Genomic DNA, 21,951 nt, shown 5'->3' with positions numbered 1-21,951 from the left:
CACCGCGCGCCCAACGCGTCTTTTAGCGCGTCGTCTTTTTGACCGTCGCGCCTTTCGTCCCGCTCGGTTTGCGGACCGAGCGCGTCTTTGCCGGCTCGGCTGGCGCTACCGCTGGGGCTGCTGCGGCCGTCGTCTTCTTGACCGCCGCCGTGCCGCGGCTTCTAGGCGCGCGCGAGAGCGGTTCGAACTCCGCATGGCCGTCGTCGAACAGCGGCAACGTGCCGACGGCAATGAGTTCCGCCGGCCCGGGGCCGACGTTGACGACGCGATGCCGGTGCTGCGCATCGAAATGCAGCGAATCGCCCGCGGTCAGTTCGTAGTCCTTCTTGCGCAGCGTATAGCGCACTTTGCCGGAGAGCACGTAGACGAATTCGTCGCCGCTATGGGCGACCCATTCGGAACTGTAGCCTTCCATCATCTGCACTTTGACCGCATTGAGCAGGCTACCGTTGAACGTCGTGGAAAGGCGCTCGTATTTCTGCCGCATCGGGCCCACTTGATACGACTCGCGCCGGCCCTCATGCGAATCGGGCTGCGCTTGGCGGGGATGTTCGAGCAACGTACCGAGCGGCACGTTCAGCGCTTTGGCCACATTCACGAGCGACGAGATCGAAATGCCGGTCAAGTTGCGCTCGACTTGAGACAAGAACCCCACCGACAAGCTCGATGCGGTCGCCACTTCAAGCAACGTCATTTTCGATTCTCGGCGCAGCCGCCGAATGCGCTGGCCAATGTGATTGATATCCGAATCCATGAATCCTCGATATTGGAGGAGATCGCCGCGCGTCGTCGATCCGGCGAGCGTTTCGCACGGCACGACAAGCACGCTGCTTCTCGACGCGGATCGGCGCGGAGAGAAGCAGCCGGGCAGCAACGTGCGCGCATTGTACCGCGCTCATTTAGACACTAGCGCTCACATGGCACATCGGCGCAATTTTTTAGTGGCACCAAAATTTTAGCTTGACGTAAATTCGTCACAACGGTAGTTTTCATGACGGGGGCAAGCGAAATCGCTGCAAGCATAGACCGAACGAGCGAATCCGATGATCGATCGACTTCAATACAATTTTTCCGATCTTCCGACTTACGAGACTTCGGTGGCCGATGTCCAGGCCCGGCTTGGCGTACTCATGGAGCGGCTCAGGCTCGACGCGCTCGTGGTCACGTCGCAAGACGAATTCATCAGCGAATACGTGCCGCGCCAAAATAGTCAGCGCTACGCCGTATCGGGCTTCGACGGCTCGGCGGGCTCCGGCATCTTCTTGAGCGCCGCGGCTGCCGCGCGCATCGGCGTACCGCGCTTCGTGCTCTTCGTCGACGGTCGTTATCACCTGCAAGCCGAGGCGCAATGCGATAAGGCGTATGTCCAACTCGAAAAGCTCGAATTGGGCGTGCCGATTTGGTCGGCGCTGGCACGCTGGCTGTCAAGCCATGCCGACGTCGTGCGCTCGGTCGGCTACGATGCGCTGCGTGTGAGCGTGGGCCAACGCGACCGGCTATTCGACGATACGCGCCGCGACGCACTGCATTGGACGGCCTTTTCCGCGCGCGAGATCGATCGCGCGATCGACCTGCCGGGCTGGGAAGTGAGCCGGCCGATTTTCGAAATCCCCGAATCGCTGACCGGTACGTCCGTTGCCGGCAACATCGCCGCACTGAACGATCGTTTGCGCGGCCACCTGGGCAATGCGGGTGCGCGTGTTTGCTGGCTGACTTGCGCGGCCGACGACATCGGCTATTTGCTCAATAGCCGCGGCTATCACATGCCCAATGCCTCGTCGCATTTGGGTTACTTGTTCGTCGTCGGCGATCAAGTCGCGCTCTATCTGCCCGAGGGCTGCGACGCGTGCCCGGTCGAACTCGACGCTTATTCGAAACTGCAAGTATTCCGCAACGACCTGGCCGCGCTCGGGCGCTTCCTTGCGCTGTTCGACGTCGAACATATTTGCTACGGCGAGGACTTCGTCAATTGCGCGATGCCCGATGCGCTGAGCCGCGTGTGGCCGCATGCGCGCCACTCGAGCTTCAGCCCGGTCGAGGCGATGCGTGCATCGAAGACGCCGCAGGTGCTCGATCATTTTCGCGAGGCGTTCAAGCGCAGCAGCGCCGCGATCGCGGAAACGATGCGTTGGGCCAAGTATGGCGAGCCTGGGCAGCATCCCTCCGAATACGATCTCGCTCGTAAGATCAACGATGCCTATGCCGCGCGCGGCGCGGTGGGCCTGACGTTTACGACGATCGCCGCGCATGGCGCCCATAGCGCGCTCGCGCACTATACGGCGGCAAGCGCCGACGTCGCGCTCGAGGAGGGCGAACTCGTTCTGCTCGATAGCGGCGCCTACTACGAAGGCGGATTCGCGACGGACTGCACGCGCGTCGTGCTGCGCAAGACCGATGCGCAGACGCAGCCGCAGCCGTGGCAGCGCGAGATCTATACGATCGCGCTGAAGGCGTGCATCAAAGGGCTCGTCACGCGCTTCCCGGCCGAGTTGACGGGCGGCGAAGTGGATGAAGCCGTGCGCGACGTGTGCCGAGCGAGCGGCTACGACTTCAATCATGGGACGGGACACGGTATCGGCATTCACGTCCATGAAGGCGGCGTACGGTTCGCGCCCAATTCGAAATACGGCCTCGTGCCGAACGCGGTTATCTCCGTCGAACCGGGCATCTATTTGCCGGGCAAGGGCGGCGTTCGAATCGAGAACGTCGTCATCATGCATTCGAGCGAGCGCGAGCCCGGCAAAGTCGAATTCGAAAACATCGTGGCGGTCGGCTACGACTGGGACCTCATCGACTTGGACTTGCTCGACGAAGCCGAACGCACCTATCTATGCGAGTACGAGCGGATGTGTGCGCAACTCGGCAACAGCGTGACGCCTTGTCCGCTGCTGTAAGCGTCGCGGTGCGCGGCGCCCCGCGCCGGTGCTTGCTGCACCATGACGGTCGCATCGCGCACAGGCGCATAGCGCGCTTGCACAACGGCGGCCGCCCGTGCGCCTCCTAATGCTCTGAAGTATCGAGGCGCGTGCAATGCGCGGCGCATGGCATAGCTATTGCGTTGGTCGATGAGCGAGATCCTCGCTAAGAACTCGTGCGAACGAGAACGCCCCGTCACGGTCACGGTATCCGAGGTATGCACTCACCGTGACGCAACGTAAGAAGCCAACGCTATAGCGATCGCATCGACGATCGCGTCTCGCCATGATCAAACAGCCGCTGAACGATACGCGCCGCGCGCCCAAGGACAAAGCCGTTTCCGGCGAAACGATCGGAGAACTCATCAATCTCGCGGGCCGCCAGCGGATGCTGTCGCAGCGGATCGTGCTGCATGTACTGTTGGCGGCGCAAGGTCACGATGCCGCGAGCGAAATCGCGAAACAATGCTTGTCGATCTTCGCGCAGACGCACGCCGATCTCGTCGACGGCAACGATCGCTTGCCCGGCGTCTTTTGCGAAGCACTGCGCGAGCTCTACTTCGGCTCGCATCGTGCCGACGAGCGGATTCGCCGCTTCATCGAAGATGCGCAGCGCGCGATTGCTTCGGCGTCGGCCGGCTCATCCGATGCCGGGCCGGCAGCCGATGCGCTCGTCGAGCAAGCGTCGCCGCTTCTCGAACTTTTGCAAACTATCACGCTCGGCTACCAGAACGAAATGCGCAACGTCGAACGCGCTGCCTCGAAGCGCGACGAACAATTGGCGGAGCAGCTCGGGCGCATCTCGATGCAGGCGAACATCGTCGCGATCAACGCGCGGATCTCCGCGGGCAGAGCCGGTCCCTACGGACGCGAGTTCGCGGTCGTCACCTCGTTGCTGTCGGATATCGTCAAGGAGATGGAGCGGATGATCCATGGGGTCGTGAGTGCCCGGTCGCCGGCGCCTCGCTTGCGCTGAAATTTTGCGACGCGTATGGTGATTGGCTTCGTCCCAGATGCGAGGCCGCCGCGCCACGCCGTGCGCCATGACAAACACGCCTGCCCCATCCGCTTCGAACCGGTCTATCGCGGAACGCCGCACGATCGATTACATCCCCGATTCGGAACGGCACGGCAGACCGGTCAGTCAATTCACGCTTTGGCTTGGTGCGAACCTACAGATCACGGCGATCGTCACGGGCGCGTTAGCGGTCGTTCTGGGCGGCGACGTGTTTTGGTCACTCGTGGGCTTGGCCGCCGGCCAAGTGCTGGGCGGTGCCGTGATGGCGCTGCATGGCGCGCAAGGCCCGAGGCTCGGGCTTCCGCAAATGATTTCGAGCCGCGTTCAGTTCGGCGTATTGGGCGCCACGTTGCCGCTCGTGCTCGTGTGCCTCATGTATGTGGGGTTCTCGGCCGGCGGTACCGTGCTGGCCGGGCAGGCGATCGCCCAGTTGAGCGGCGTCACGCCTACTGCGGGCGTGCTCGTTTTCGCGGCGCTCGTGCTCCTCTCGGCCGTGCTCGGCTATCGCCTCATTCATGGCTTGGGGCGCTTGATGAGCATCGTCGGCGTGGTCGCGTTCGCTTATCTTTTCGCTCGCTTGCTGGCCGAGCACGATATGGCCGCGCTGCTCGCGAACCGGCACTTCACGTTGGCCAACTTCTTGTTGGCGATGTCGTTGTCGGCGTCGTGGCAAATCGCGTACGGCCCATACGTCGCCGATTATTCGCGCTACTTGCCGCGAGAAACGTCCGCGCTTCGCACGTTTTGGGCCGTCTGGTTAGGGTCGGTCATCGGGTCGCAAGCATCGATGACGTTCGGCGTTTTCGCCGCCGCGCTCGCGGGCCGAGCGTTCGCCGGGCATGAGGTGGCCTTCGTCGTCGGTCTCGGCGGAGGCGGCGTGACCGCGGCGCTGCTTTATTTCGCGATTGCGCTGGGCAAGCTGACGGCGACCACGTTGAACGCTTATGGCTGCGTCATGTCCGTCGCGACTATCGCCACGGGGCTTGCAGGGAGACGCAGCATCTCGGCCGCGGTGCGCACGGGCTGCATCGTGGGCATGCTCTCGATCGTCGTGTGGCTCGCGCTCGCGGGGCAGCATACGTTCTTGAAAGCATTCTCGTCGTTCATTTTGTTTTTGCTCGCGTTTTTCACGCCTTGGAGCGCGATCAATCTCGTCGACTACTATTGCGTCACGAAAGAACGTTACGACGTCCCCGCGCTCTACGATCCGAATGGACGTTACGGCCGCTTCAATGTCGCAGGGCTCGTTGTCTATGCGATCGGCGTGCTCGTGCAGATGCCGTTCATCGCCACGGGCTTCTATACGGGCCCGCTCGTCGATGCACTCGGTGGCGCGGACATTTCATGGATCGTCGGCCTTACGGTTCCCGCACTGCTCTATTTCATTGCAGTTAGGCGTAACCGAGCGCATGTGCCCGACCGTCTGATCTTGCCCGGCGATGCCACGGACGCCGCAGTTATAACGAGCGGCGCCTGGAACGAACCGCCGGCTGTGCGGGCAGCCGGCGAATCGTCGCGTTGAATGCGAGGGAGCGCACGCGTCAAGTCGGATGCGCCCCGCAACGCGGCACCGACGACTTGGTTACGCGCCGGTTTCGTCGAGCGACGTCAAAAAGCGGCGCGTATGTGCGGCCACTTCGTCGCAGGCTTCGTCGAGTGCGAAGTGACCGGCCTCGAGCAAGTGCACCTCGGCGTTCGGTACGTCACGCCGATAGGCATGCGCACCTTCCACTGTGAACGAAGGATCGTGCTTGCCCCAAAGCACGAGCATCGGCGGCTGGTGTTCGCGCATATAGCGCTGCCAGTGCGGATAGCGCTCGACGTTCGTTCGATAGTCGTAGAAGAGTTCCGTTTGAATGTCGATCTGCCCGGCGCTCGATAAGAATGCGAACTCGTCGTGCCACGCGTCCGGGTCGTAGCGCTCGGGATGCGTGGTATGGCCTACGTGCCGAAGCCGTGTCGCATCGAACGACAATAGATTCTTGCGCAACGAGGCCTCGTGCCGCGACCGATCGGCCCAAAACGCCTTACGTGTTTCCCAAAGCGGCCCTAGCCCCTCTTCATGCGCAACGGCGTTTTGAACGACGATCGCACGAATCCGCTCCGGCTGAGCGTGCGCCATCCGAAAGCCGATCGGGCCACCGTAGTCCTGGACGAATAGCGTAAAACGTTCGAGCTCCAGCCGATCGACGAACCGAGTCATGACGTCGGCGAGTCGATCGAATGTATAGACGAATTCGCTGGGCGATAACGCCGTGCTGTGACCGAAGCCCGGGTAGTCGGGAGCGATGAGGCGAAAACGATCGGCAAGCGGGGGCAGCAGGGTCTCGTACATCCGGGACGACGAAGGAAAGCCGTGCAGCAACAACAAGACGGGGGCATCGTGCGGACCTGCTTCGCGGTAAAAGATATCCAAGCCTTCGACACGAACGGTCTTATATCTGATGTTTGCGCGAGTCCAGTTCATTTTGTTCTCCTAAGCAAGAATGCGTGAAGTCAGGCCGGCGTTCGATTGCGATGCGTCTGATGTATGACTGCGGCCGCGGCGAATGCGGCGAGCGAGACGGCGCATACGCCGAGCCATCCGAACGAAGCAAGCGTCGGGCCGGAGAGCGCTGCGCCAAGTGCGCCGCCGATGAAGAATAAGCCGGTAAACAAGCCGTTGACGCGTCCGCGCGAGGCCGGTGCTAGCAGATTGATCGCGCGGCGGCCCAGTGCTTGATCCGCGATGACGCCGGCATCCAAGAGAAACGCCGCTGCGGCGGCGAGGCCGATCGCCACCGAGCGCGATAGCGGTGCGGTGAGGGCCAACGCGGCTATCGCAATGGCGAAGATTGCGATCAAGTGCGAGATTTGTTTCGCACGCCGCACGTGGCCCCGATCGGCTGCATGGCCTGCGATCGGGGCGGCCACGGCGCCTCCGGCACCCGCCAGCGCAAATGCCGCGATTTGCGCCGCGCTGCAATGGAACGGTGCGCGCGACAGTACGACGGCAACGCTCGTCCAAAACATATTGAAGCCGATCATGAGCAATGCTTGGTCGAGCGCATGTCGCCGAAGCGTTTCGACGGAGACGACGAGTTGACCCAGCGAGGCAATCAGCGCGCGATACGACGGTTTGCTCGCGGGCAGAAGCGGCGGTAAGCGCGGCACTGCACACGCGGCGACGATCGCGAGCAGTGCGGCGTCGGCGATAAAGAATCCGCGCCACCCGAGTGCCCGTGTTGCCACGCTGGCGAGCGGGCGCGACAGCAAGATGCCGAGCATGAGTCCGCTCATGACGTTGCCGACCACTGCGCCGCGCGCTTCGACCGGGGCGAGGGCGGCAGCGGCAGGAACGAGCATTTGAATCGCGCTCGCGGTCACGCCGATGGCGAACGATGCCGCCAGAAAGACGATAGGCGCCGGCGCGAGCGCAGCGACGGCGAGGCAACAGGCTTGGGCCGCGAGCGTGGCGCCGATGAGCGGCCGATTCGGCAATCGATCGACGAGCGGAACGAGCACCACGAGCCCCACCGCGTAGCCGAGCATCGTCAGGGCCGTCACGAGCGTCGTCCACGCGCGCAGATGCAGCGACGCGTCGAGCGGGCCGAGCATGACTTGCGATGCATACAGCGGCAGTACCGTCACGCCTACCAACGTAGCGAACAGCAAGATCGGAACTTTGTTACGACCTGCTGTCGATTGAGTTGTCGCGCGCTGCGTACAGATATCCATAGAAACGCCCATCCGAAAAGAGAGTGCGATCGATGCTACTCTCTCGATTCATCTAAGTAATCGGCGCTTTGGTAGAGAGATAGTCAAAGAAATCGGGAGAATAGCGATGCAATCGTTGCGAGAACTCGAAACCTTCGTGGCGATCGCGGAGGAGGGCAGTCTGACTGGCGCGGCGCGGCGTGTGGGCAGGTCGCTTCAAGCCGTGAGCCGTGGATTGCAAACGCTCGAGAGTGAGATGGGCGCCACGCTCGTTTTGCGCACGACGCGTACGTCGCGACTGAGCGCGGCCGGCGAGCGCTTCTATCAGCGCGTGAAGGCGATTCTCGCCGACCTTGAAATCGCGCAAACGGAGCTGGCGGAAGACGCGCGGCGGTTGACCGGCACGTTGCGCGTGAATGCGCCGAGCCTGTTCGGGCCACGCTTCGTCGTGCCGCTCGTCGCCGAGTTCTTGCAGCGTCATCCGGAACTCGCGGCGTCCGTGACCCTCGACGACGAGTTCAGCGATCCCGCGACGAGCGGCGCCGACGTCACCGTGCGGATCGGCGCCTCGCCCGATTCACGCTTGGTCGCGCGCAAGCTGGCGGACGTGCGGCGTGTGGCGTTCGCGTCGTCGTCGTACCTTGCGGCGCACGGCTCTCCACAGATGCCCGAAGAGCTCGCAGCGCATGCCTGCGTCGTGCGAACGGGCGTGGCGAACCCGTATCGATGGAGCTTTACCGCCCGCACGGGCGAGGAGGTATCGGTGAATGTGGCCGGTCGCTTCGAAAGCGATCAGGTCGCTGCCGTCAACGCCGCCGTCATGGGGGGCTTAGGCATCGGGCTGGCCGCATTCTGGCAAATCCGGGCGGAGCTGGAGGCCGGGCGGGTGAGCATCGTGCTGCCCGAGCACGAACCGGCGCCGCTGCCGTTGTTCGCGGTGTGGTTGCGCACGCGCAAAATGCCGGCACGAACACGCTTGTTGATCGATTTTCTGGCAGCGCGGCTGGCCGGCGAGAAGCTCTGACGCTCGATCCGATATCGCGCTACCGGTGCCTCCCATGCCCTCGCGGGCGCCCCCTGCGGCGGCAGGTTCTCCTCGATCGGCGTAGAATGCGCGTCGTCGCTGCCCGTGCCGGTGCGAACGCTGGGTCGTCACTGCCGCAACCGCCGCGAGCACCGTTAGCGCTGTTGGAGGAGTCGCCGTCCATCATGACCGAATCGCCTACTTCGATTCGACTGACCGAGCCTTCGTCTCACGAGCCCGTCGCCGGCCATGCGGCGCTCGATGCTTTGTGCGAATTCGTCGCCACACACAAACGGTTGTTCGTGCTGACGGGCGCCGGCGTCAGCGTTGCGTCGGGTATTCCCGGCTATCGCGATCTGCACGGCAACTGGATGCGCGCGCAACCGATTCAGTGGCAGGCGTTTCGCGACTCGGAGCATGCAAGACGCCGCTATTGGGCGCGTAGCATGGTCGGTTGGCCGATGCTCGACAAGGCTCGGCCGAATGCGGCGCACGACGCGCTGGCGCAACTCGGCGCCGCAGGCCGTATCGCTCGTCTCGTGACACAGAACGTCGACGGGCTCCATCAACGCGCCGGCAGCACCGGCGTGGTGGAGCTGCACGGCAGTATCGACGATGTCCTCTGCCTCGATTGCGGCAGCCGATATGCGCGCGCGCAGATCCAAACGTGGCTCTTGCGCGATAATCCCGACCTCGCCGATGTGAGCGCAGCGGTTTCGGCCGACGGCGATGCGCACCTCGAGTGGGATGAATGGGATGTTTTTCGCGTGCCGACGTGTCCGCATTGCGGCGGCATGCTCAAGCCCGACGTGGTCTTTTTCGGCGAGAACGTCCCGCGCGAACGGGTTCAGGCGGCTTCCGAAGCGCTCGAAGCCGCGGATGCGATGCTCGTGGTGGGCTCGTCGTTGATGGTTTTTTCCGGCTATCGCTTCTGTATGTGGGCCGCGAAGGCGGGCACGCCGATTGCCGCGATCAATATCGGCGTGACGCGCGCCGATGCGCTGCTCTCGCTGAAAGTTCAAGCGCCGTGCGGCGAGGCGCTGGCCGAGGCGGCCGCGCGCGTCGCCCTTTAGTTTTCTTATCGTTGACGGTCGTACCGTCGTGACGTGCGCGGCGCGATCCGCCGTGCGCATCGGCCTCTTGGAGAATTCGAGAAATGGGCAAACCAGCCATTGGCGTCATCGGGCTTGCGGTGATGGGCCGCAATCTTGCGTTGAACATCGAAAGCCGCGGTTATACGGTCGCGGTCTACAACCGCAGCCACGAGAAGACGGACGAACTCGTTGCGCAGTTCCCCGATCGGAAACTCGTGCCGGCACACTCGCTCGAGCAGTTTGTCGATTCGCTGGAAAAGCCCCGTCGCATTTTGCTGATGGTTAAGGCCGGCGAAGCGACCGATGCCACGATTGCGGCGCTCAAGCCTTTGCTCGATAAAGGCGACGTGCTCATCGACGGCGGCAACACCCCGTTCACCGATACGATCCGCCGCAATCAAGAGCTGGCCCAGGCGGGGCTGCATTTCATCGGCACCGGCGTCTCGGGCGGCGAGGAAGGCGCGCTCAAAGGCCCCGCGATCATGCCGGGCGGCCCGCGCGACGCGTACGAACTCGTCGCACCGATCCTGACGCAAATTGCGGCGAAAGCGCCGGACGGCGAGCCCTGCGTGGCCTATATCGGCCCGGACGGAGCCGGTCACTTCGTCAAGATGGTGCACAACGGCATCGAGTACGGCGATATGCAATTGATCGCCGAAAGCTATGCCGTGCTCAAGCAAGTGGCCGGGCTCGCGAACGCCGAATTGGCCAAGGTCTACACCGAGTGGAACGAAGGCGAGCTCGATAGCTACCTCATCGATATCACCGCGAAGATTTTCGGCAAACGGGACGAAGAGACGGGCAAAGATCTCGTCGACGTCATTCTCGATCGCGCCGCGCAGAAGGGCACCGGCAAGTGGACGAGCCAAAACGCGCTCGACCTCGGCGTGCCGCTGCCGCTCATTACCGAATCGGTGTTCGCCCGTGTGCTGTCGTCGCTGAAGTCGCAGCGCGTCGCCGCGAGCAAGGTGCTGTCCGGTCCGCAAGCGGCGCCGTTTGCCGGCGATCGCACCGCTTTCGTCGAAGCCGTGCGCCAGGCGCTGTATTTCAGCAAGGTGATTTCCTACGCTCAAGGCTTCGCCCAGTTGCGCGCCGCATCCGAAGAGTACAAATGGAATCTCGACTTTGGCGGTATCGCCAAGATCTTCCGGGCCGGCTGCATTATCCGGGCGCGCTTCCTTCAGAAGATCACGGACGCTTATTCGAACGATCGCGCGTTGGCTAACTTGCTGCTCGATCCGTATTTCCGCGAGATCGCCGAACGTTATCAATCGGCATTGCGCGATGTCGTGGTTGCCGCCGTCAAGGCCGGCGTGCCGGTACCGGCGTTCGCTTCGGCGATCGCTTATTTCGACGCGTACCGCTCCGAGCGGCTGCCGGCGAATCTCGTGCAAGCGCAGCGCGACTTCTTCGGCGCGCATACGTTCGAACGCATCGACCGTGAGGGCAGCTTCCACGCCACGTGGGCGTAAGCAGCAAGTAAGAGGTCGGGGTCGATGTGCAAAAAACGCGCCATTGATCCCGATTTTCGTAGGAAACTTTGCCGATTTCGCGGGATTGTTGCTTTTTCAGAAATTCAATTTCGTCAAATTAATGGTTTTCCCTAGGTGATCGACTGACTAGACTGGAATCAATCGCCGCGGCACATCGCATGCGGCGAACCAGTAAAAACGGAGGTTGATCATGAAGTCATTCGTGTATGCAGTGGTTGCGGCTTCCGCTCTGGCAGCTCCGCTCGCGTCTTTCGCTCAAACAGCAGAGAACGGTCCTGTTACGCGCGCCCAGGTACGGCAAGATCTGATCAATGTGGAGCAAGCGGGCTATAACCCGAGCGCTCGGAGCCCGTACTATCCGGACGACATCCAAGCGGCCGAGCAGCGTGTCAATTCGCAGCAGGGCTACGGCGGCGTGACCGCCGGCACCTCGCAGTCGGGTGCGCCGGCAGCGGTGCGGCCGATGGGTACGACGGACAACTCGCAAGCGCAGTCGGTCTATTTCGGCCGCTAGGTCTTCGACGCGCGCTGACGGAACGCGATCGCGCCCTCAAGGTCACACGGTAGCGATCGGTTGAAATGCGGCTGGCTCGCTGCCCCCGTAAGGGGGCGCGAGCCAGTTTTGTTTTGTCTTTCGGCGCGAGCATGTACGATGCTCGGCAAGTACGATCGTGAAAGACGAGAAACGTCCGTCCGCCGGCGCAAGCGGTTTGTCAGGTGCCGATGGATCGGGTTTAGAAAGGCAATATCGTATCGATCGAGGGCCGAGGGTAATGAGAGTGATTCCAGCACGACAGCGTCTCGTTTGGGCGCGCGCTGCGGTGGCGCTGACCGGCGCAACGGTTTTGGGCGGCTGCGCGACGGGGGATTGGTTTCAATCCCCGTTCGGATCGCAGTCCCAGTCGCAAACTGTGCAAAGCGCGCGTGTACCGGCGGGATTTTATCGCGTCAATCCCGGCGATACGCTGCCCGGAATCGCTAGCGCGTTCGGTCAGAGCGCGGACCAATTGGCCCAATGGAACAACCTGCCGCGCACGGCCATGCTAACCCCGGGGCAAGTGCTGCGCGTTGCGCCGCCGCCTGGCGTAAGCGCTAGTTCGAACGGTGGCGACGCGGTGATCGTTCATCCGGCTTGGCCCGCGTATGGGCAAGTGGTTCGCCTCACGGGCGATGCCGGAAACGTCAAAGGCATCCTTATCACGGGCCGCCCCGACGAGGCCGTCAAGGCTTCGGCCGACGGCAGCGTGATCTACGTCGGCACCGGTATCGATCGATATAAAACGCTTGTCGTGGTCAAACACGGCGGCGATGTCGTGACCGGCTATGCGATCAACGGAGACGTCTTCGTCAAGGAAGGCGATACCGTCAAGCAGGGGCAGCAACTCGCCCAAATGGGTGCCGACACTTCCGGGCGCGGCACGGTCGAATTCGAGATTCGACGCGCGGGCAAACCCGTCGATCCGCTCGCTTATCTGCCCCGCTGATTCGCGCCATTTCCCACGAGCCTCGGCTGGCACCCGTCGTGCTGGCGTCCTAAGACAGCGACGCTAGCACGATGGCGAGCCGTTTCACGTTCGCGTGGAACGCCTCGAGCGTGTCGCGTTGTGCGGAACCGCTCGCGTGCGGCTGGGTCGACACTTCGGCATGGGCCTTCATTTCGTCGGCGATCGCGCAGCGCGCTTCGCGTGGCAGTGCTCGGACGATCGAGAGGGTCAAGAGTTCTTGCGCGTGAAGCATGCCGATGACCGAATGGATGCTCGTTTGGGTTGTCATAGCGATCTCCGATGTACGCCGGCTGTGCTTGCATACTAGGCCGGCGCGCGCTCGGGTGCCAATGTTGCTCGCGTGCATGGCTCGCGTGCACGCGCGAGGAGCGGGGCCAAAGAGGGCGCTTCGTATCCGCTCGAAATGGCGTAACCTGCATATATCCGCGGTAGGCGTCCGGGGCCGCTCGCCAGCAAGGCGCATGCCGCTCGTTGCCCGAGGAGGAATTCGATGACAGCCGTCGATCTGGAGTTCGACCAGCTCAACAGTACCGTCGACGCGCTTAGGCGCTCCATCTCTAACCGGTTGATGTACGGCGTGGGTAAAGACGCCGTCGCGGCCAGGCCGCAAGACTGGCTCAATGCCGCGGCGCTTGCCGTGCGCGACCGGCTCGTCGCTCGCTGGATGACCACCACGCGACAGCAATACGAGCAGGACGTGAAACGCGTCTATTACCTGTCGATGGAGTTTCTCATCGGCCGCACGTTCACGAACGCGCTGCTTGCGCTCGGCATCTACGATCAGATGAAGGAGGCGTTGGCGAGTCTCGGCGTCGACATGGAGGCCGTCACCGATCTCGAGCCCGATGCGGCGCTCGGCAACGGGGGCCTCGGCCGGTTGGCCGCGTGTTTTCTCGACTCGATGGCGACGCTTGCCATCCCGGGATTCGGCTACGGGATTCGTTACGATTACGGCATGTTCCGCCAGCAGATCGTGGACGGCGAACAGCTCGAAACGCCGGACTATTGGCTGCGTGCCGGCAACCCGTGGGAGTTTCCTCGTCCCGAGGTGCAGTACATCGTTCATTTCGGCGGGCGTACGATCGTGCGCGACGGACATACCGAATGGGTCGATACCGAGCACGTCAATGCGATGGCGTTCGACACCGTGATACCGGGCTTCGGAACGAGCGCGACGAACACGTTGCGGCTTTGGTCGGCAAGGGCGACCGAGGAGCTCGATCTCTCGGCCTTCAATCAGGGCGACTATCGTCGCGCCGTCGAAGCGAAGGAGCATTCCGAGAACGTCTCGCGTTTGCTGTATCCCGACGATTCGACGCCGGCCGGCCGCGAATTGCGATTGCGCCAGGAGTACTTCTTCGTCTCGGCGACGATGCAAGATTTGATTCGCCGCTATCAGCGCACGCATAGCACGTTCGGACGTTTCGCGGAAAAAGTCGCGATCCACTTGAACGATACGCACCCCGTCCTTGCGGTTCCCGAACTTATGCGGCTGCTCGTGGATGTCCACCACGTGCCATGGGATCGCGCGTGGAAGATGGTGCATCAGGTGTTCTCATATACGAATCACACCTTGATGCCCGAAGCGCTCGAAACATGGGATGTCGACATGTTGGCGCGCCTGCTGCCGCGGCACCTCGAAATCATCTTCGAGATCAATGCCGATTTTCTGAAAGAGGCTAGCGAGCACTTCGGACACGACATCGAGGTGATTCGGCGGGTGTCGCTCGTCGACGAGTTCGGGCAGCGTCGCGTTCGCATGGCGCACCTGGCGATCGTCGCGAGCCAGAAGGTCAACGGTGTCTCTCAGTTGCATTCGCAGTTGATGGAGCGCGAGTTCTTCAGCGAGTTCGCCCGCTTTTTCCCCGAGCGCTTTACGAACGTTACCAACGGCATTACGCCGAGGCGGTGGCTTTCGCAGGCGAACCCGCCGCTTTCCAAGCTCATCGATTCGCATATCGGCACGCGCTGGCGCACGGATCTGTTCGAGCTGGCGAAGCTGCGCGAGTTCAAGGACCACCCGGCATTCACGTCGGAGTTTCGGGCGGCCAAGCGGAGCAACAAGATTCGGCTCGCGCAGCGCTTGTTGCACGAGACCGGTTGTGCCGTGCACCCGGATGCGCTGTTCGACTTGCAAGTGAAACGGATTCACGAGTACAAGCGGCAACTGCTGAACGTGTTGCACGTCGTCGTCCGGTATAACCGCATTCGGGCCCGGCCCAACGACGATTGGGTGCCCCGCGTCGTCATTTTCGCCGGCAAGGCAGCTTCCGCTTACAAGATGGCCAAGACGATCATCAAACTCATCGGCGACGTGAGCGAGAAGATCAATAACGATCCCGCCATCGGCGATCTCTTGAAGGTCGTGTTCGTGCCGAATTACGGCGTGAGCGTAGCCGAACTGATGATTCCCGCCGCCGATCTGTCGGAGCAAATTTCGATGGCGGGCACCGAGGCGTCCGGCACCGGGAATATGAAGCTCGCGTTGAACGGTGCGTTGACGATCGGCACGATGGATGGAGCGAACATCGAAATCTGCGAGGCTGTGGGACGCGAGAATATGTTTATTTTCGGTCACACGGCGGATAGCGTCAGCGCTTTACGTGCATCCGGTTACCGGCCTCGCGAGATCTACGAACACAATCCGGAATTGCGGCTCGCGCTCGATCAGATTCGCTCGGGGTACTTTTCCGACGGCGATCCGCATCGCTTCTCGGATATCTTCCACACGCTGGTGGACTGGGGCGATCACTATATGGTGCTCGCGGATTTCGCGGCATTTGCAGCGGCTCAAGATGCCGTCGATGCGCGCTTCCGAGACCCTCGCGCCTGGACCGCGAGCGCGATCGAGAACGTCGCGGGCATGGGCCGTTTCTCGTCCGATCGAACGATCGACGAGTATGCGCAAAAGATTTGGCGTGTGAAACGGTTGTCGTTCGAGTGAACGAGAACGCTCCGCCGCCTTGATACCGAGGCAGCGGAGCTGGACCGACAGAGACGTTATTGCGTAGTGGCGGTGCTGCGGATCGATGCGAGCGAGTCTTGCAGCGCTTGCTCGACGCGTTTGACGAAGTCGAGATCGGGGCTCGTGAGGGCTTCGCGATCGCCGCCTTGCGTGGAGACCATGAGCCGGTGCTTGATGTCTTGCGTGGTCCAAGCGAGGAGGCCGACGACGATCGTCATCGCGCCCAGCGTGAGCGCGGCGCCAGAAGACCCTATCGCACCGGCGATGGCGACGCCTGCGCCCGCGAGCGAAAGCGTGAGCGGCAGGACCTTATTCTTTTGAATCGTCTCGACGCGCGTGCCTTGAATCTCGCGCAACGAAAAAATTTGGCCGCCCGCGCTCAGCCCGTTGCGCGTGATCATGACGCCACGCTCGTTGAAGTTGTTATCCATCGAGAAACGTTGGAACGGAGGTGATTGGCCCGCCAGCCTAGCAGATAACGGCGCGCCGCGTCATTAGACACGGCGTCGCACCGCTATAGGCTTCGCTTCAGCTAAGTTCCTCGAAGTACACGCGCCCCGGCACGTGCGACGCGACGAGCCTCGCGATGTCGGTATCCGTGAACTCGGCCGGTACGACACACCGGTTGAACGGTGAATCCTTATGCATCGTCCATTCGACGAGCCGGTAAGTGCGCCCCCAAGGGCGTTGCACGGGCATCGACACGCGGCAGCTTTGGACCGGTAGTGCGTGCTCGCGCTTGAGCATCGTGCGTAGATGCTTGAACACCGTATCTTCGATCATCGCCGTTTCCCTTTACGGCACCGCACGGGCCGTGCGGCCGCCACGCGTAGGAGAATAAAAAAACGCCGCCGATGCTCCGGCGGCTCAACAGGGGTGGTATGGGATGCATAGTCGCAGCCCAGAATTAAGCGAGCCTTAAAGCGGGGGGTGTTTCGGCGCGTTTCGGGATGTGCCGGAAAGCAAGCTAATCGATTGAAATTAAAGGACTTGCGCGTGCCGAGGCGCACCGTCGTGTATTGCGGTGTTACACATTTCATCGGTAGCTAGACTGGGCGCTGCGGGGCATTGAAATGAGGTTGTCGATGGTGCTCGGCAGGCTGTGGCCTCGCGCGATAACCCCGCTTGCCTCGGACTACCTCCATAGGTGTCAACGCCGATTTAAATCTGACCCACTTTTTCGACGAATGGATCTTGTTGCGCTGGAAGACGCACGCCCTTGAGACGTTCCAACGCGAAATCGAAAAAGACGAGCGGCACGTGGCGCAGTTTGCGCAGTACGATGAGGCGACTCTCGGGCGGGCCCAGGCCTGGCTTCAACTTAAGGTCAAGCGCCTCGACGCTCCAGTCGGGCCTGTCTCTGGCAGTAGCGCGGCGCTGTGGTCGATCACAAATGTCAAGGACGCGCGAGGACGCGCGTGGCTGCACGACACCTTCCTTCGAGGATTCGCTCCCGACAATTGGACAAACACCCTACTGCTGTGGGGGATCGCCTTTGTGTTTGGAATGTCGATCGGCGCGGCCCTCAGAAAGGTCGTGCTGGGCCGGTACACTTATCAGCTCGAACTAGTCGGCATGGCACTGGCGCGCAAGGCCAACGATGCGGTAAAGCTGGCCGCTGCGATGGTGGAGTAACCGCGAACGGTACGGAAGCCGCCGGCAAAAGGAAAAGGACATATGTTTGGACGGATTACAACGAATGTGCTTTGTGCATCGGCACTCTGCCTTGTAGCGTGTAGCAGCACGATTGAGGTCGCGCACACAGCAAGCGCAATTTGTATCGTATAGGGTCGACGTGGTGGGCGCCTACTGGCGTGACAACCGCGCTCTGATCGACTCTTTCGCGAAGGACGGCCCATACGGCTGGGTCGAGGTGCAAGCGCCGTCAGAAGGCGACGCGCAGCTCGTGCACGCTGGCTAAATGAGGACGGCATAGAGGACGTTAGGGCGGGCGGCACGGGAGAACCGGACGCCGCGACACTGATCGGCTACTGGCCGAGTAGCGAGAACTGAACGCGCGCATTGATGTCGCGATGCAAGCCGAACGTGCCCAAGCGATCTCGACGATCCGCGAGTTGATGGAGCAGTTCGGAATCACGGCAAGGGACCTTGCCGCGAAGCGCGGTCCCCGGACGCAAGGCCCGTTGTCCGTGAAATATCGCGATCCGAAGACGGGTGCAACATGGAGCGGAAGGGGGCGAGAACCACGCTGGATTGCGGGGAAGGACCGCCGTGCGTTTGCGATTTGATCGGCCGAGGCTCAGGGCCTAAAAGGAAAGCTCATTTGGCCCCTCGATTCACGCGGCTGACTGCGCCGCGACGGTCGCCCGGGCATCAGTGAAAAGGACTGACTGACTTCCTCTGTGTAGGTCGACGAGCCTGTTACGATTCCGCCGTCAACGCAGAACCCCGGCTCCTTAGGTATTGTCCAGTTATCCCGCGCCTTGATGCGACGAATCTCGTCGTGGTAGATGCTTTCTACTTTTCCGATTGCGGATAACCCGATTCGGCCTGTCGTATTAAATAGCGTCCCGTTGTCATAGATGTGGGCCTCAGAGTCGAATGGTAAGGGGGGGCGCAGGCAACGTCGGCTGGCTGATTTCTATCATCTGCTAATGAAAATGAATCGGGTTCGATGACCGGTCACGAGCTTACTTTGCTTCGTTTCGTCCGTCGATTGTCGACGATTGTGGTCGATGTGTCGAACGACCGGTTCATGGCCGGCACCGGAAATCCGCCCTCTCTTCTCCCCACGCAACAAACCTGCGCCTGCGTTGAGCAGCCGCGCAGGCCAAGGGTCTACTCGCCGTGCGGGATGCCCTCTATCGGACACTCCGCCGTGCCGGGCGTGGTACGCGTGAGCGCCTCCACCTTGCGCCGCGTGCCTTCGGGGTCTTCGATCCAGTTGCGATAGAACCCGAACGGGCACGCGGCCACGCCGTCGGCGCAGTCGCCGGAATGAAGCGTTCCCGTGTAGCCGCGATGAAGCAGCTTATACAGATGGTTTTGCGACTGCATGTTGCGCCGCGCGTCGCGAATCATGCCAAGCGATAGTTCGGCATACTGCACGCCCATTTCTTCTTCGCCGCACTCGCCCAGCGTGCGTCCGTCGAAGCCGACGATCGCCGAATGACCGAAGTACGAATACACGCCGTCCCACCCGGTCGCGTTCGCCACCGCGACATACGTGTTGTTCATCCACGCCATGGCCTTGGCGACCATCACCTGCTGCTCTTTCGCGGGGTACATATAGCCCTGGCAACGCACGATGAGCTCCGCGCCGCCCATCGCGCAATCGCGCCAGATTTCCGGATAGTTGCCGTCGTCGCAGATGATGAGGCTGATCTTGATACCCTTCGGTCCTTCCGTCACGTAAGTACGGTCGCCGGGATACCAGCCTTCTATCGGCGTCCACGGCATGATCTTGCGGTACTTTTGCACGATCTCGCCGTGGTTGTCGACGAGGATCAGCGTGTTGTACGGCACCTTGTCCGGATGCGCTTCGTGCCGCTCGCCGGTCAGCGAAAATACGCCCCACACGTTGGCCTTGCGGCACGCCGCCGAAAATATTTCGGTTTCCTCTCCAGGTATCGTGGCCGCCGTGTCGAACATCTCCTGGCGGTCGTACATGATGCCGTGCGTGGAATATTCCGGAAACACCACGAGGTCCATGCCGGGCAGGCCCTGTTTCATGCCGACCACCATGTCGGCAATCTTGCGGGCGTTCTCCAGCACTTCGGCTTTCGTGTGCAGGCGCGGCATCTTGTAGTTGACAACCGCCACGCCTACGCAGTCACGGCTGCTCGAAATATCACCATGTCGCATGACTCGGTTCTCCTTGAAGACGGATGCACAGGCCGCTGCAACGGCCCGTGCTGAGTGATAAGTGCCTGGCTAGTGGCTGATCATCCACGGCCGCCCCGCCGGCCGCTTGAGCCCCGCCGACGTCTGCGCGCTCGCACCGGCGAGCAGTGTGCGGCTGCCCGAGCAACAACTACAGCCGGGCCTGTGTCGAAGCGACGGCCCATCCGCGGACTGGCGCGGCGCGTGAGCTGCACGCTCGTTGGTCGCATGCGCAATGCGGCTTGCGCCCGCCATCAACGCGAGCGACGGCGCGGTCACCACGCGCGACGCCTCGCCGCCGCAATCGGGGCAACGGCAAGGCATATCGCGGTCTGCGATGCGTCGCATGACGGCGAACGGCCCACAGCTCGCGCACTCGAAGTCGTAGATCGGCATATCGGGGCTCCGAATCAATCAGCGGTTTATGACTGCACGAGATCGGGCGAGCACGGCATGTCTACTGCGCCCTGCACGTGACGAACCGGTCCGTGAGCGTTCGGGCGGATGTCGAAGTCGAAGATTTGCGTGGGCAGCCACAGCGTTGCGCACGCATTCGGAATGTCCACTACGCCGCTGATATGCCCCTGCACCGGCGCGCACCCCAGCAGGGAATACGCCTGCGCCCCTGAATAGCCGAACTTCTTCAGATACTCGATGGCATTGAGGCACGCCTGCCGATACGCCACTGTCACGTCGAGATAGTGCTGGCCGCCTTGTTCGTCTACGGAAATGCCTTCGAAGATCAGATAGTCGTTGTAGGCAGGCGTGATCGGGCTTGGCTGGAACACGGGATTGCGAATGCCGTATTTCTCCACGCCGCCTTTGATCAGGTTCACGCGCATGTGCACCCAGCCGGCCATCTCGATCGCGCCGCAAAACGTGATCTCGCCGTCGCCCTGGCTGAAATGCAGATCGCCCACCGAAAGGCCGGCGCCATCCACGTAGACAGGGAAAAACACCTTCGAGCCGCGCGAGAGGTCCTTGATGTCGCAATTGCCGCCGTGCTCGCGCGGCGGCACGGTGCGTGCACCTTCGGCGGCGGCCTTGTCGCGTGCCTCGCCGGCCAGCTTGCCCATATGTGCCGTGGCGGCGAACGGAGGATTCGCGAGCGGCGGTACGCGTTCGGGTGCCGTCGCGATCAGCCCCGTCTCGCGCGCGTTCCACGTTTCGAGCAGCTTCGGATCCGGCAGGCAGCCGATCAAACCCGGATGGATCAGCCCCGCGAAGTTGACGCCGGGAACATGGCGCGAACTCGTATAGAGCCCGTGGAAATCCCAGATGGACTTCTGTGCGTGCGGAAAGTGATCGGTCAGGAACCCGCCGCCATTCGTCTTCGAGAAGAAGCCATTGAAACCCCACTGGCTGTCCGCCTTCGCCCCGATGTCGAGCAAATCGACCACGAGCAGGTCGCCCGGCTCAGCGCCATGCACGCCAACGGGCCCGGACAGAAAGTGGACGATCGAGAGATCGATATCGCGCACGTCGTCGGCACTGTTGTCGTTCTTGATGAAGCCGCCGGTCCAGTCGTAGGTCTCCAGAATGAAATCGTCGCCGGGGTTCACCCAGCAGGCCATCGGAATATCCGGGTGCCAGCGGTTGTGAACCTGTTCGTTTTCATAGGCGGACTGGTTCAGATCGACCTTGATGAGCGTTTCAGCCATTGCGTTCACTCCTTGATCCAAGTACGTGTTAGGGGCTAAACAGAGAGGTATTCGCGTATGCGACCCGTGTCCCCGGCGTCGCGTGTGCTCTGATGCACGAAGCGCCCGCCTTCGATCACGAACAGCCGGTCGGCCACATCCAAGGCGAAGCTCAACACCTGTTCCGAAACGACGATCGCGATGTCTCGCGTCGCGCGAATCTGGTTCAGAGCCTTCGCGATGTCCTTGATGACCGACGGCTGAATGCCTTCGGTGGGCTCGTCGAGCAGCAACACCTTCGGGTCGGTGGCGAGGGCGCGTGCAATGGCGAGCTGCTGCTGCTGACCGCCCGAGAGATTGCCGCCCTTGCGTCTGCGCATGTCGAACAGCACGGGAAAAAGCGCGTAGAGGTCGTCGGGCACGTGCTGGCTCACCGCGTTTTCGAGACCTGTCCGAATGTTCTCCTCCACCGTGAGCGACGCGAAAATCTGCCGCCCCTGGGGCACGTAACCAATGCCTTTGGCCACACGGCGATAGCTCTCGTCTTTCGACACGTCCGCACCGCTCACGCGCACCGTGCCGCGATTGGCGGGCAGCATGCCGATCAGCGCCTTGAAGAGCGTCGTCTTGCCCATACCGTTGCGGCCCATTACCGCCACGCTTTCGCCCTTGCCAACGGAAAAGTCGATACCGTGCAGCACCTCGCTCTGGCCATAGCTCACAACAAGGTCGTCTACTTCGAGCATGATCTGTCCTCC

The 21,951-nt window shown here is 62.1% G+C and carries 21 protein-coding genes; 11 read left to right on the top strand and 10 right to left on the bottom strand.

Features of this window, described 5'->3' with window-relative positions; all coding sequences use genetic code 11:
- Nucleotides 1-22: 22 nt before the first annotated feature.
- Nucleotides 23-754: a helix-turn-helix domain-containing protein gene (locus tag AB1286_RS29350; RefSeq protein WP_430366703.1), complete on the bottom strand. Its 732-nt coding sequence runs from the start codon at nt 752-754 to the stop codon at nt 23-25.
- 289 nt (nt 755-1,043) lie between these two features.
- Here AB1286_RS29350 and AB1286_RS29345 point away from each other — a divergent pair, with 289 nt between their 5' ends.
- The 3 genes from AB1286_RS29345 to AB1286_RS29335 all read left to right on the top strand — a co-directional run bounded on the left by AB1286_RS29345 (nt 1,044) and on the right by AB1286_RS29335 (nt 5,455).
- Nucleotides 1,044-2,894: a M24 family metallopeptidase gene (locus AB1286_RS29345; protein WP_430366702.1), complete on the top strand. Its 1,851-nt coding sequence runs from the start codon at nt 1,044-1,046 to the stop codon at nt 2,892-2,894.
- 307 nt (nt 2,895-3,201) lie between these two features.
- Nucleotides 3,202-3,891: a type IV pili methyl-accepting chemotaxis transducer N-terminal domain-containing protein gene (locus tag AB1286_RS29340; RefSeq protein WP_430366701.1), complete on the top strand. Its 690-nt coding sequence runs from the start codon at nt 3,202-3,204 to the stop codon at nt 3,889-3,891.
- Between the two features lie 67 nt (nt 3,892-3,958).
- Nucleotides 3,959-5,455 (top strand): purine-cytosine permease family protein, encoded by a 1,497-nt coding sequence (locus AB1286_RS29335; protein WP_430366700.1) that lies wholly within the window; start codon nt 3,959-3,961, stop codon nt 5,453-5,455.
- Between the two features lie 60 nt (nt 5,456-5,515).
- Here AB1286_RS29335 and AB1286_RS29330 read toward each other — a convergent pair whose 3' ends face one another.
- On the bottom strand, nt 5,516-6,400 hold the full coding sequence (locus AB1286_RS29330) for an alpha/beta fold hydrolase (RefSeq protein ID WP_430366699.1): 885 nt from the start codon (nt 6,398-6,400) through the stop codon (nt 5,516-5,518).
- A gap of 29 nt (nt 6,401-6,429) precedes the next feature.
- The gene (locus tag AB1286_RS29325) at nt 6,430-7,587 is read right to left on the bottom strand and encodes an MFS transporter (protein ID WP_430366698.1); all 1,158 of its coding nucleotides are present in this window, start codon (nt 7,585-7,587) and stop codon (nt 6,430-6,432) included.
- A 169-nt stretch (nt 7,588-7,756) separates the two neighbouring features.
- On the opposite strand from AB1286_RS29325, the gene AB1286_RS29320 reads away from it, so the two are divergent.
- From AB1286_RS29320 to AB1286_RS29300, 5 genes are all read left to right on the top strand, one after another.
- Nucleotides 7,757-8,653, top strand: a complete 897-nt coding sequence (locus tag AB1286_RS29320; RefSeq protein WP_430366697.1) for a LysR family transcriptional regulator — start codon at nt 7,757-7,759, stop codon at nt 8,651-8,653.
- A gap of 185 nt (nt 8,654-8,838) precedes the next feature.
- Nucleotides 8,839-9,726 (top strand): NAD-dependent protein deacetylase, encoded by an 888-nt coding sequence (locus tag AB1286_RS29315; protein ID WP_430366696.1) that lies wholly within the window; start codon nt 8,839-8,841, stop codon nt 9,724-9,726.
- Between the two features lie 83 nt (nt 9,727-9,809).
- Complete coding sequence (gene gndA / locus AB1286_RS29310; RefSeq protein ID WP_430366695.1) at nt 9,810-11,219, top strand: NADP-dependent phosphogluconate dehydrogenase; 1,410 nt, start codon at nt 9,810-9,812, stop codon at nt 11,217-11,219.
- Between the two features lie 211 nt (nt 11,220-11,430).
- A complete protein-coding gene (locus AB1286_RS29305; protein ID WP_430366694.1) occupies nt 11,431-11,754 on the top strand; it encodes a DUF4148 domain-containing protein in 324 nt (107 codons plus the stop codon).
- A 259-nt stretch (nt 11,755-12,013) separates the two neighbouring features.
- Complete coding sequence (locus AB1286_RS29300) at nt 12,014-12,724, top strand: peptidoglycan DD-metalloendopeptidase family protein (RefSeq protein ID WP_430366693.1); 711 nt, start codon at nt 12,014-12,016, stop codon at nt 12,722-12,724.
- Nucleotides 12,725-12,773: 49 nt separating this feature from the next.
- Here AB1286_RS29300 and AB1286_RS29295 read toward each other — a convergent pair whose 3' ends face one another.
- Complete coding sequence (locus AB1286_RS29295; RefSeq protein ID WP_430366692.1) at nt 12,774-13,013, bottom strand: hypothetical protein; 240 nt, start codon at nt 13,011-13,013, stop codon at nt 12,774-12,776.
- Nucleotides 13,014-13,235: 222 nt separating this feature from the next.
- Between AB1286_RS29295 and AB1286_RS29290 the strand changes: the two genes are divergently transcribed.
- The gene (locus tag AB1286_RS29290) at nt 13,236-15,689 is read left to right on the top strand and encodes a glycogen/starch/alpha-glucan phosphorylase (RefSeq protein WP_430366691.1); all 2,454 of its coding nucleotides are present in this window, start codon (nt 13,236-13,238) and stop codon (nt 15,687-15,689) included.
- A 56-nt stretch (nt 15,690-15,745) separates the two neighbouring features.
- On the opposite strand, the gene AB1286_RS29285 is transcribed toward AB1286_RS29290, so the two are convergent.
- Both AB1286_RS29285 and AB1286_RS29280 read right to left on the bottom strand, forming a co-directional pair.
- Complete coding sequence (locus AB1286_RS29285; protein ID WP_430366690.1) at nt 15,746-16,141, bottom strand: DUF6232 family protein; 396 nt, start codon at nt 16,139-16,141, stop codon at nt 15,746-15,748.
- A 97-nt stretch (nt 16,142-16,238) separates the two neighbouring features.
- Complete coding sequence (locus tag AB1286_RS29280; protein ID WP_430366689.1) at nt 16,239-16,493, bottom strand: DUF2866 domain-containing protein; 255 nt, start codon at nt 16,491-16,493, stop codon at nt 16,239-16,241.
- Between the two features lie 411 nt (nt 16,494-16,904).
- On the opposite strand from AB1286_RS29280, the gene AB1286_RS29275 reads away from it, so the two are divergent.
- Nucleotides 16,905-17,345, top strand: coding sequence for a hypothetical protein (locus tag AB1286_RS29275; protein ID WP_430366688.1), 441 nt, complete (start codon nt 16,905-16,907; stop codon nt 17,343-17,345).
- Nucleotides 17,346-17,743: 398 nt separating this feature from the next.
- Nucleotides 17,744-17,959, top strand: coding sequence for an H-NS family nucleoid-associated regulatory protein (locus tag AB1286_RS29270; protein ID WP_430366687.1), 216 nt, complete (start codon nt 17,744-17,746; stop codon nt 17,957-17,959).
- Between the two features lie 550 nt (nt 17,960-18,509).
- Here AB1286_RS29270 and AB1286_RS29265 read toward each other — a convergent pair.
- The 4 genes from AB1286_RS29265 to urtE form a co-directional block, all read right to left on the bottom strand.
- Nucleotides 18,510-19,535: an aliphatic amidase gene (locus tag AB1286_RS29265; protein ID WP_430366686.1), complete on the bottom strand. Its 1,026-nt coding sequence runs from the start codon at nt 19,533-19,535 to the stop codon at nt 18,510-18,512.
- Between the two features lie 69 nt (nt 19,536-19,604).
- On the bottom strand, nt 19,605-19,949 hold the full coding sequence (locus AB1286_RS29260) for an FmdB family zinc ribbon protein (RefSeq protein ID WP_430366685.1): 345 nt from the start codon (nt 19,947-19,949) through the stop codon (nt 19,605-19,607).
- Nucleotides 19,950-19,975: 26 nt separating this feature from the next.
- The gene (fmdA, locus tag AB1286_RS29255) at nt 19,976-21,214 is read right to left on the bottom strand and encodes a formamidase (protein WP_430366684.1); all 1,239 of its coding nucleotides are present in this window, start codon (nt 21,212-21,214) and stop codon (nt 19,976-19,978) included.
- Nucleotides 21,215-21,249: 35 nt separating this feature from the next.
- On the bottom strand, nt 21,250-21,939 hold the full coding sequence (gene urtE / locus AB1286_RS29250; RefSeq protein WP_430366683.1) for an urea ABC transporter ATP-binding subunit UrtE: 690 nt from the start codon (nt 21,937-21,939) through the stop codon (nt 21,250-21,252).
- Nucleotides 21,940-21,951: the final 12 nt, after the last annotated feature.

Origin of the sequence: Trinickia sp. NRRL B-1857, assembly GCF_050470685.1 — a bacterium.
GTDB lineage: Bacteria > Pseudomonadota > Gammaproteobacteria > Burkholderiales > Burkholderiaceae > Trinickia.
Note: the sequence above shows the minus strand (reverse complement) of the source record. Positions and strands in the feature narration are given on the sequence as shown.

Bases quoted from the DNA above. Each gene is read 5' to 3' on its own strand.
- AB1286_RS29350 (WP_430366703.1), bottom strand. From the start codon at position 754: ATGGATTCGGATATCAATCACATTGGCCAGCGCATTCGGCGGCTGCGC.
- AB1286_RS29345 (WP_430366702.1), top strand. From the start codon at position 1,044: ATGATCGATCGACTTCAATACAATTTTTCCGATCTTCCGACTTACGAG.
- AB1286_RS29340 (WP_430366701.1), top strand. From the start codon at position 3,202: ATGATCAAACAGCCGCTGAACGATACGCGCCGCGCGCCCAAGGACAAA.
- AB1286_RS29335 (WP_430366700.1), top strand. From the start codon at position 3,959: ATGACAAACACGCCTGCCCCATCCGCTTCGAACCGGTCTATCGCGGAA.
- AB1286_RS29330 (WP_430366699.1), bottom strand. From the start codon at position 6,400: ATGAACTGGACTCGCGCAAACATCAGATATAAGACCGTTCGTGTCGAA.
- AB1286_RS29320 (WP_430366697.1), top strand. From the start codon at position 7,757: ATGCAATCGTTGCGAGAACTCGAAACCTTCGTGGCGATCGCGGAGGAG.
- AB1286_RS29315 (WP_430366696.1), top strand. From the start codon at position 8,839: ATGACCGAATCGCCTACTTCGATTCGACTGACCGAGCCTTCGTCTCAC.
- gndA (WP_430366695.1), top strand. From the start codon at position 9,810: ATGGGCAAACCAGCCATTGGCGTCATCGGGCTTGCGGTGATGGGCCGC.
- AB1286_RS29305 (WP_430366694.1), top strand. From the start codon at position 11,431: ATGAAGTCATTCGTGTATGCAGTGGTTGCGGCTTCCGCTCTGGCAGCT.
- AB1286_RS29300 (WP_430366693.1), top strand. From the start codon at position 12,014: ATGAGAGTGATTCCAGCACGACAGCGTCTCGTTTGGGCGCGCGCTGCG.
- AB1286_RS29295 (WP_430366692.1), bottom strand. From the start codon at position 13,013: ATGACAACCCAAACGAGCATCCATTCGGTCATCGGCATGCTTCACGCG.
- AB1286_RS29290 (WP_430366691.1), top strand. From the start codon at position 13,236: ATGACAGCCGTCGATCTGGAGTTCGACCAGCTCAACAGTACCGTCGAC.
- AB1286_RS29285 (WP_430366690.1), bottom strand. From the start codon at position 16,141: ATGGATAACAACTTCAACGAGCGTGGCGTCATGATCACGCGCAACGGG.
- AB1286_RS29280 (WP_430366689.1), bottom strand. From the start codon at position 16,493: ATGATCGAAGATACGGTGTTCAAGCATCTACGCACGATGCTCAAGCGC.
- AB1286_RS29270 (WP_430366687.1), top strand. From the start codon at position 17,744: ATGCAAGCCGAACGTGCCCAAGCGATCTCGACGATCCGCGAGTTGATG.
- AB1286_RS29265 (WP_430366686.1), bottom strand. From the start codon at position 19,535: ATGCGACATGGTGATATTTCGAGCAGCCGTGACTGCGTAGGCGTGGCG.
- AB1286_RS29260 (WP_430366685.1), bottom strand. From the start codon at position 19,949: ATGCCGATCTACGACTTCGAGTGCGCGAGCTGTGGGCCGTTCGCCGTC.
- fmdA (WP_430366684.1), bottom strand. From the start codon at position 21,214: ATGGCTGAAACGCTCATCAAGGTCGATCTGAACCAGTCCGCCTATGAA.
- urtE (WP_430366683.1), bottom strand. From the start codon at position 21,939: ATGCTCGAAGTAGACGACCTTGTTGTGAGCTATGGCCAGAGCGAGGTG.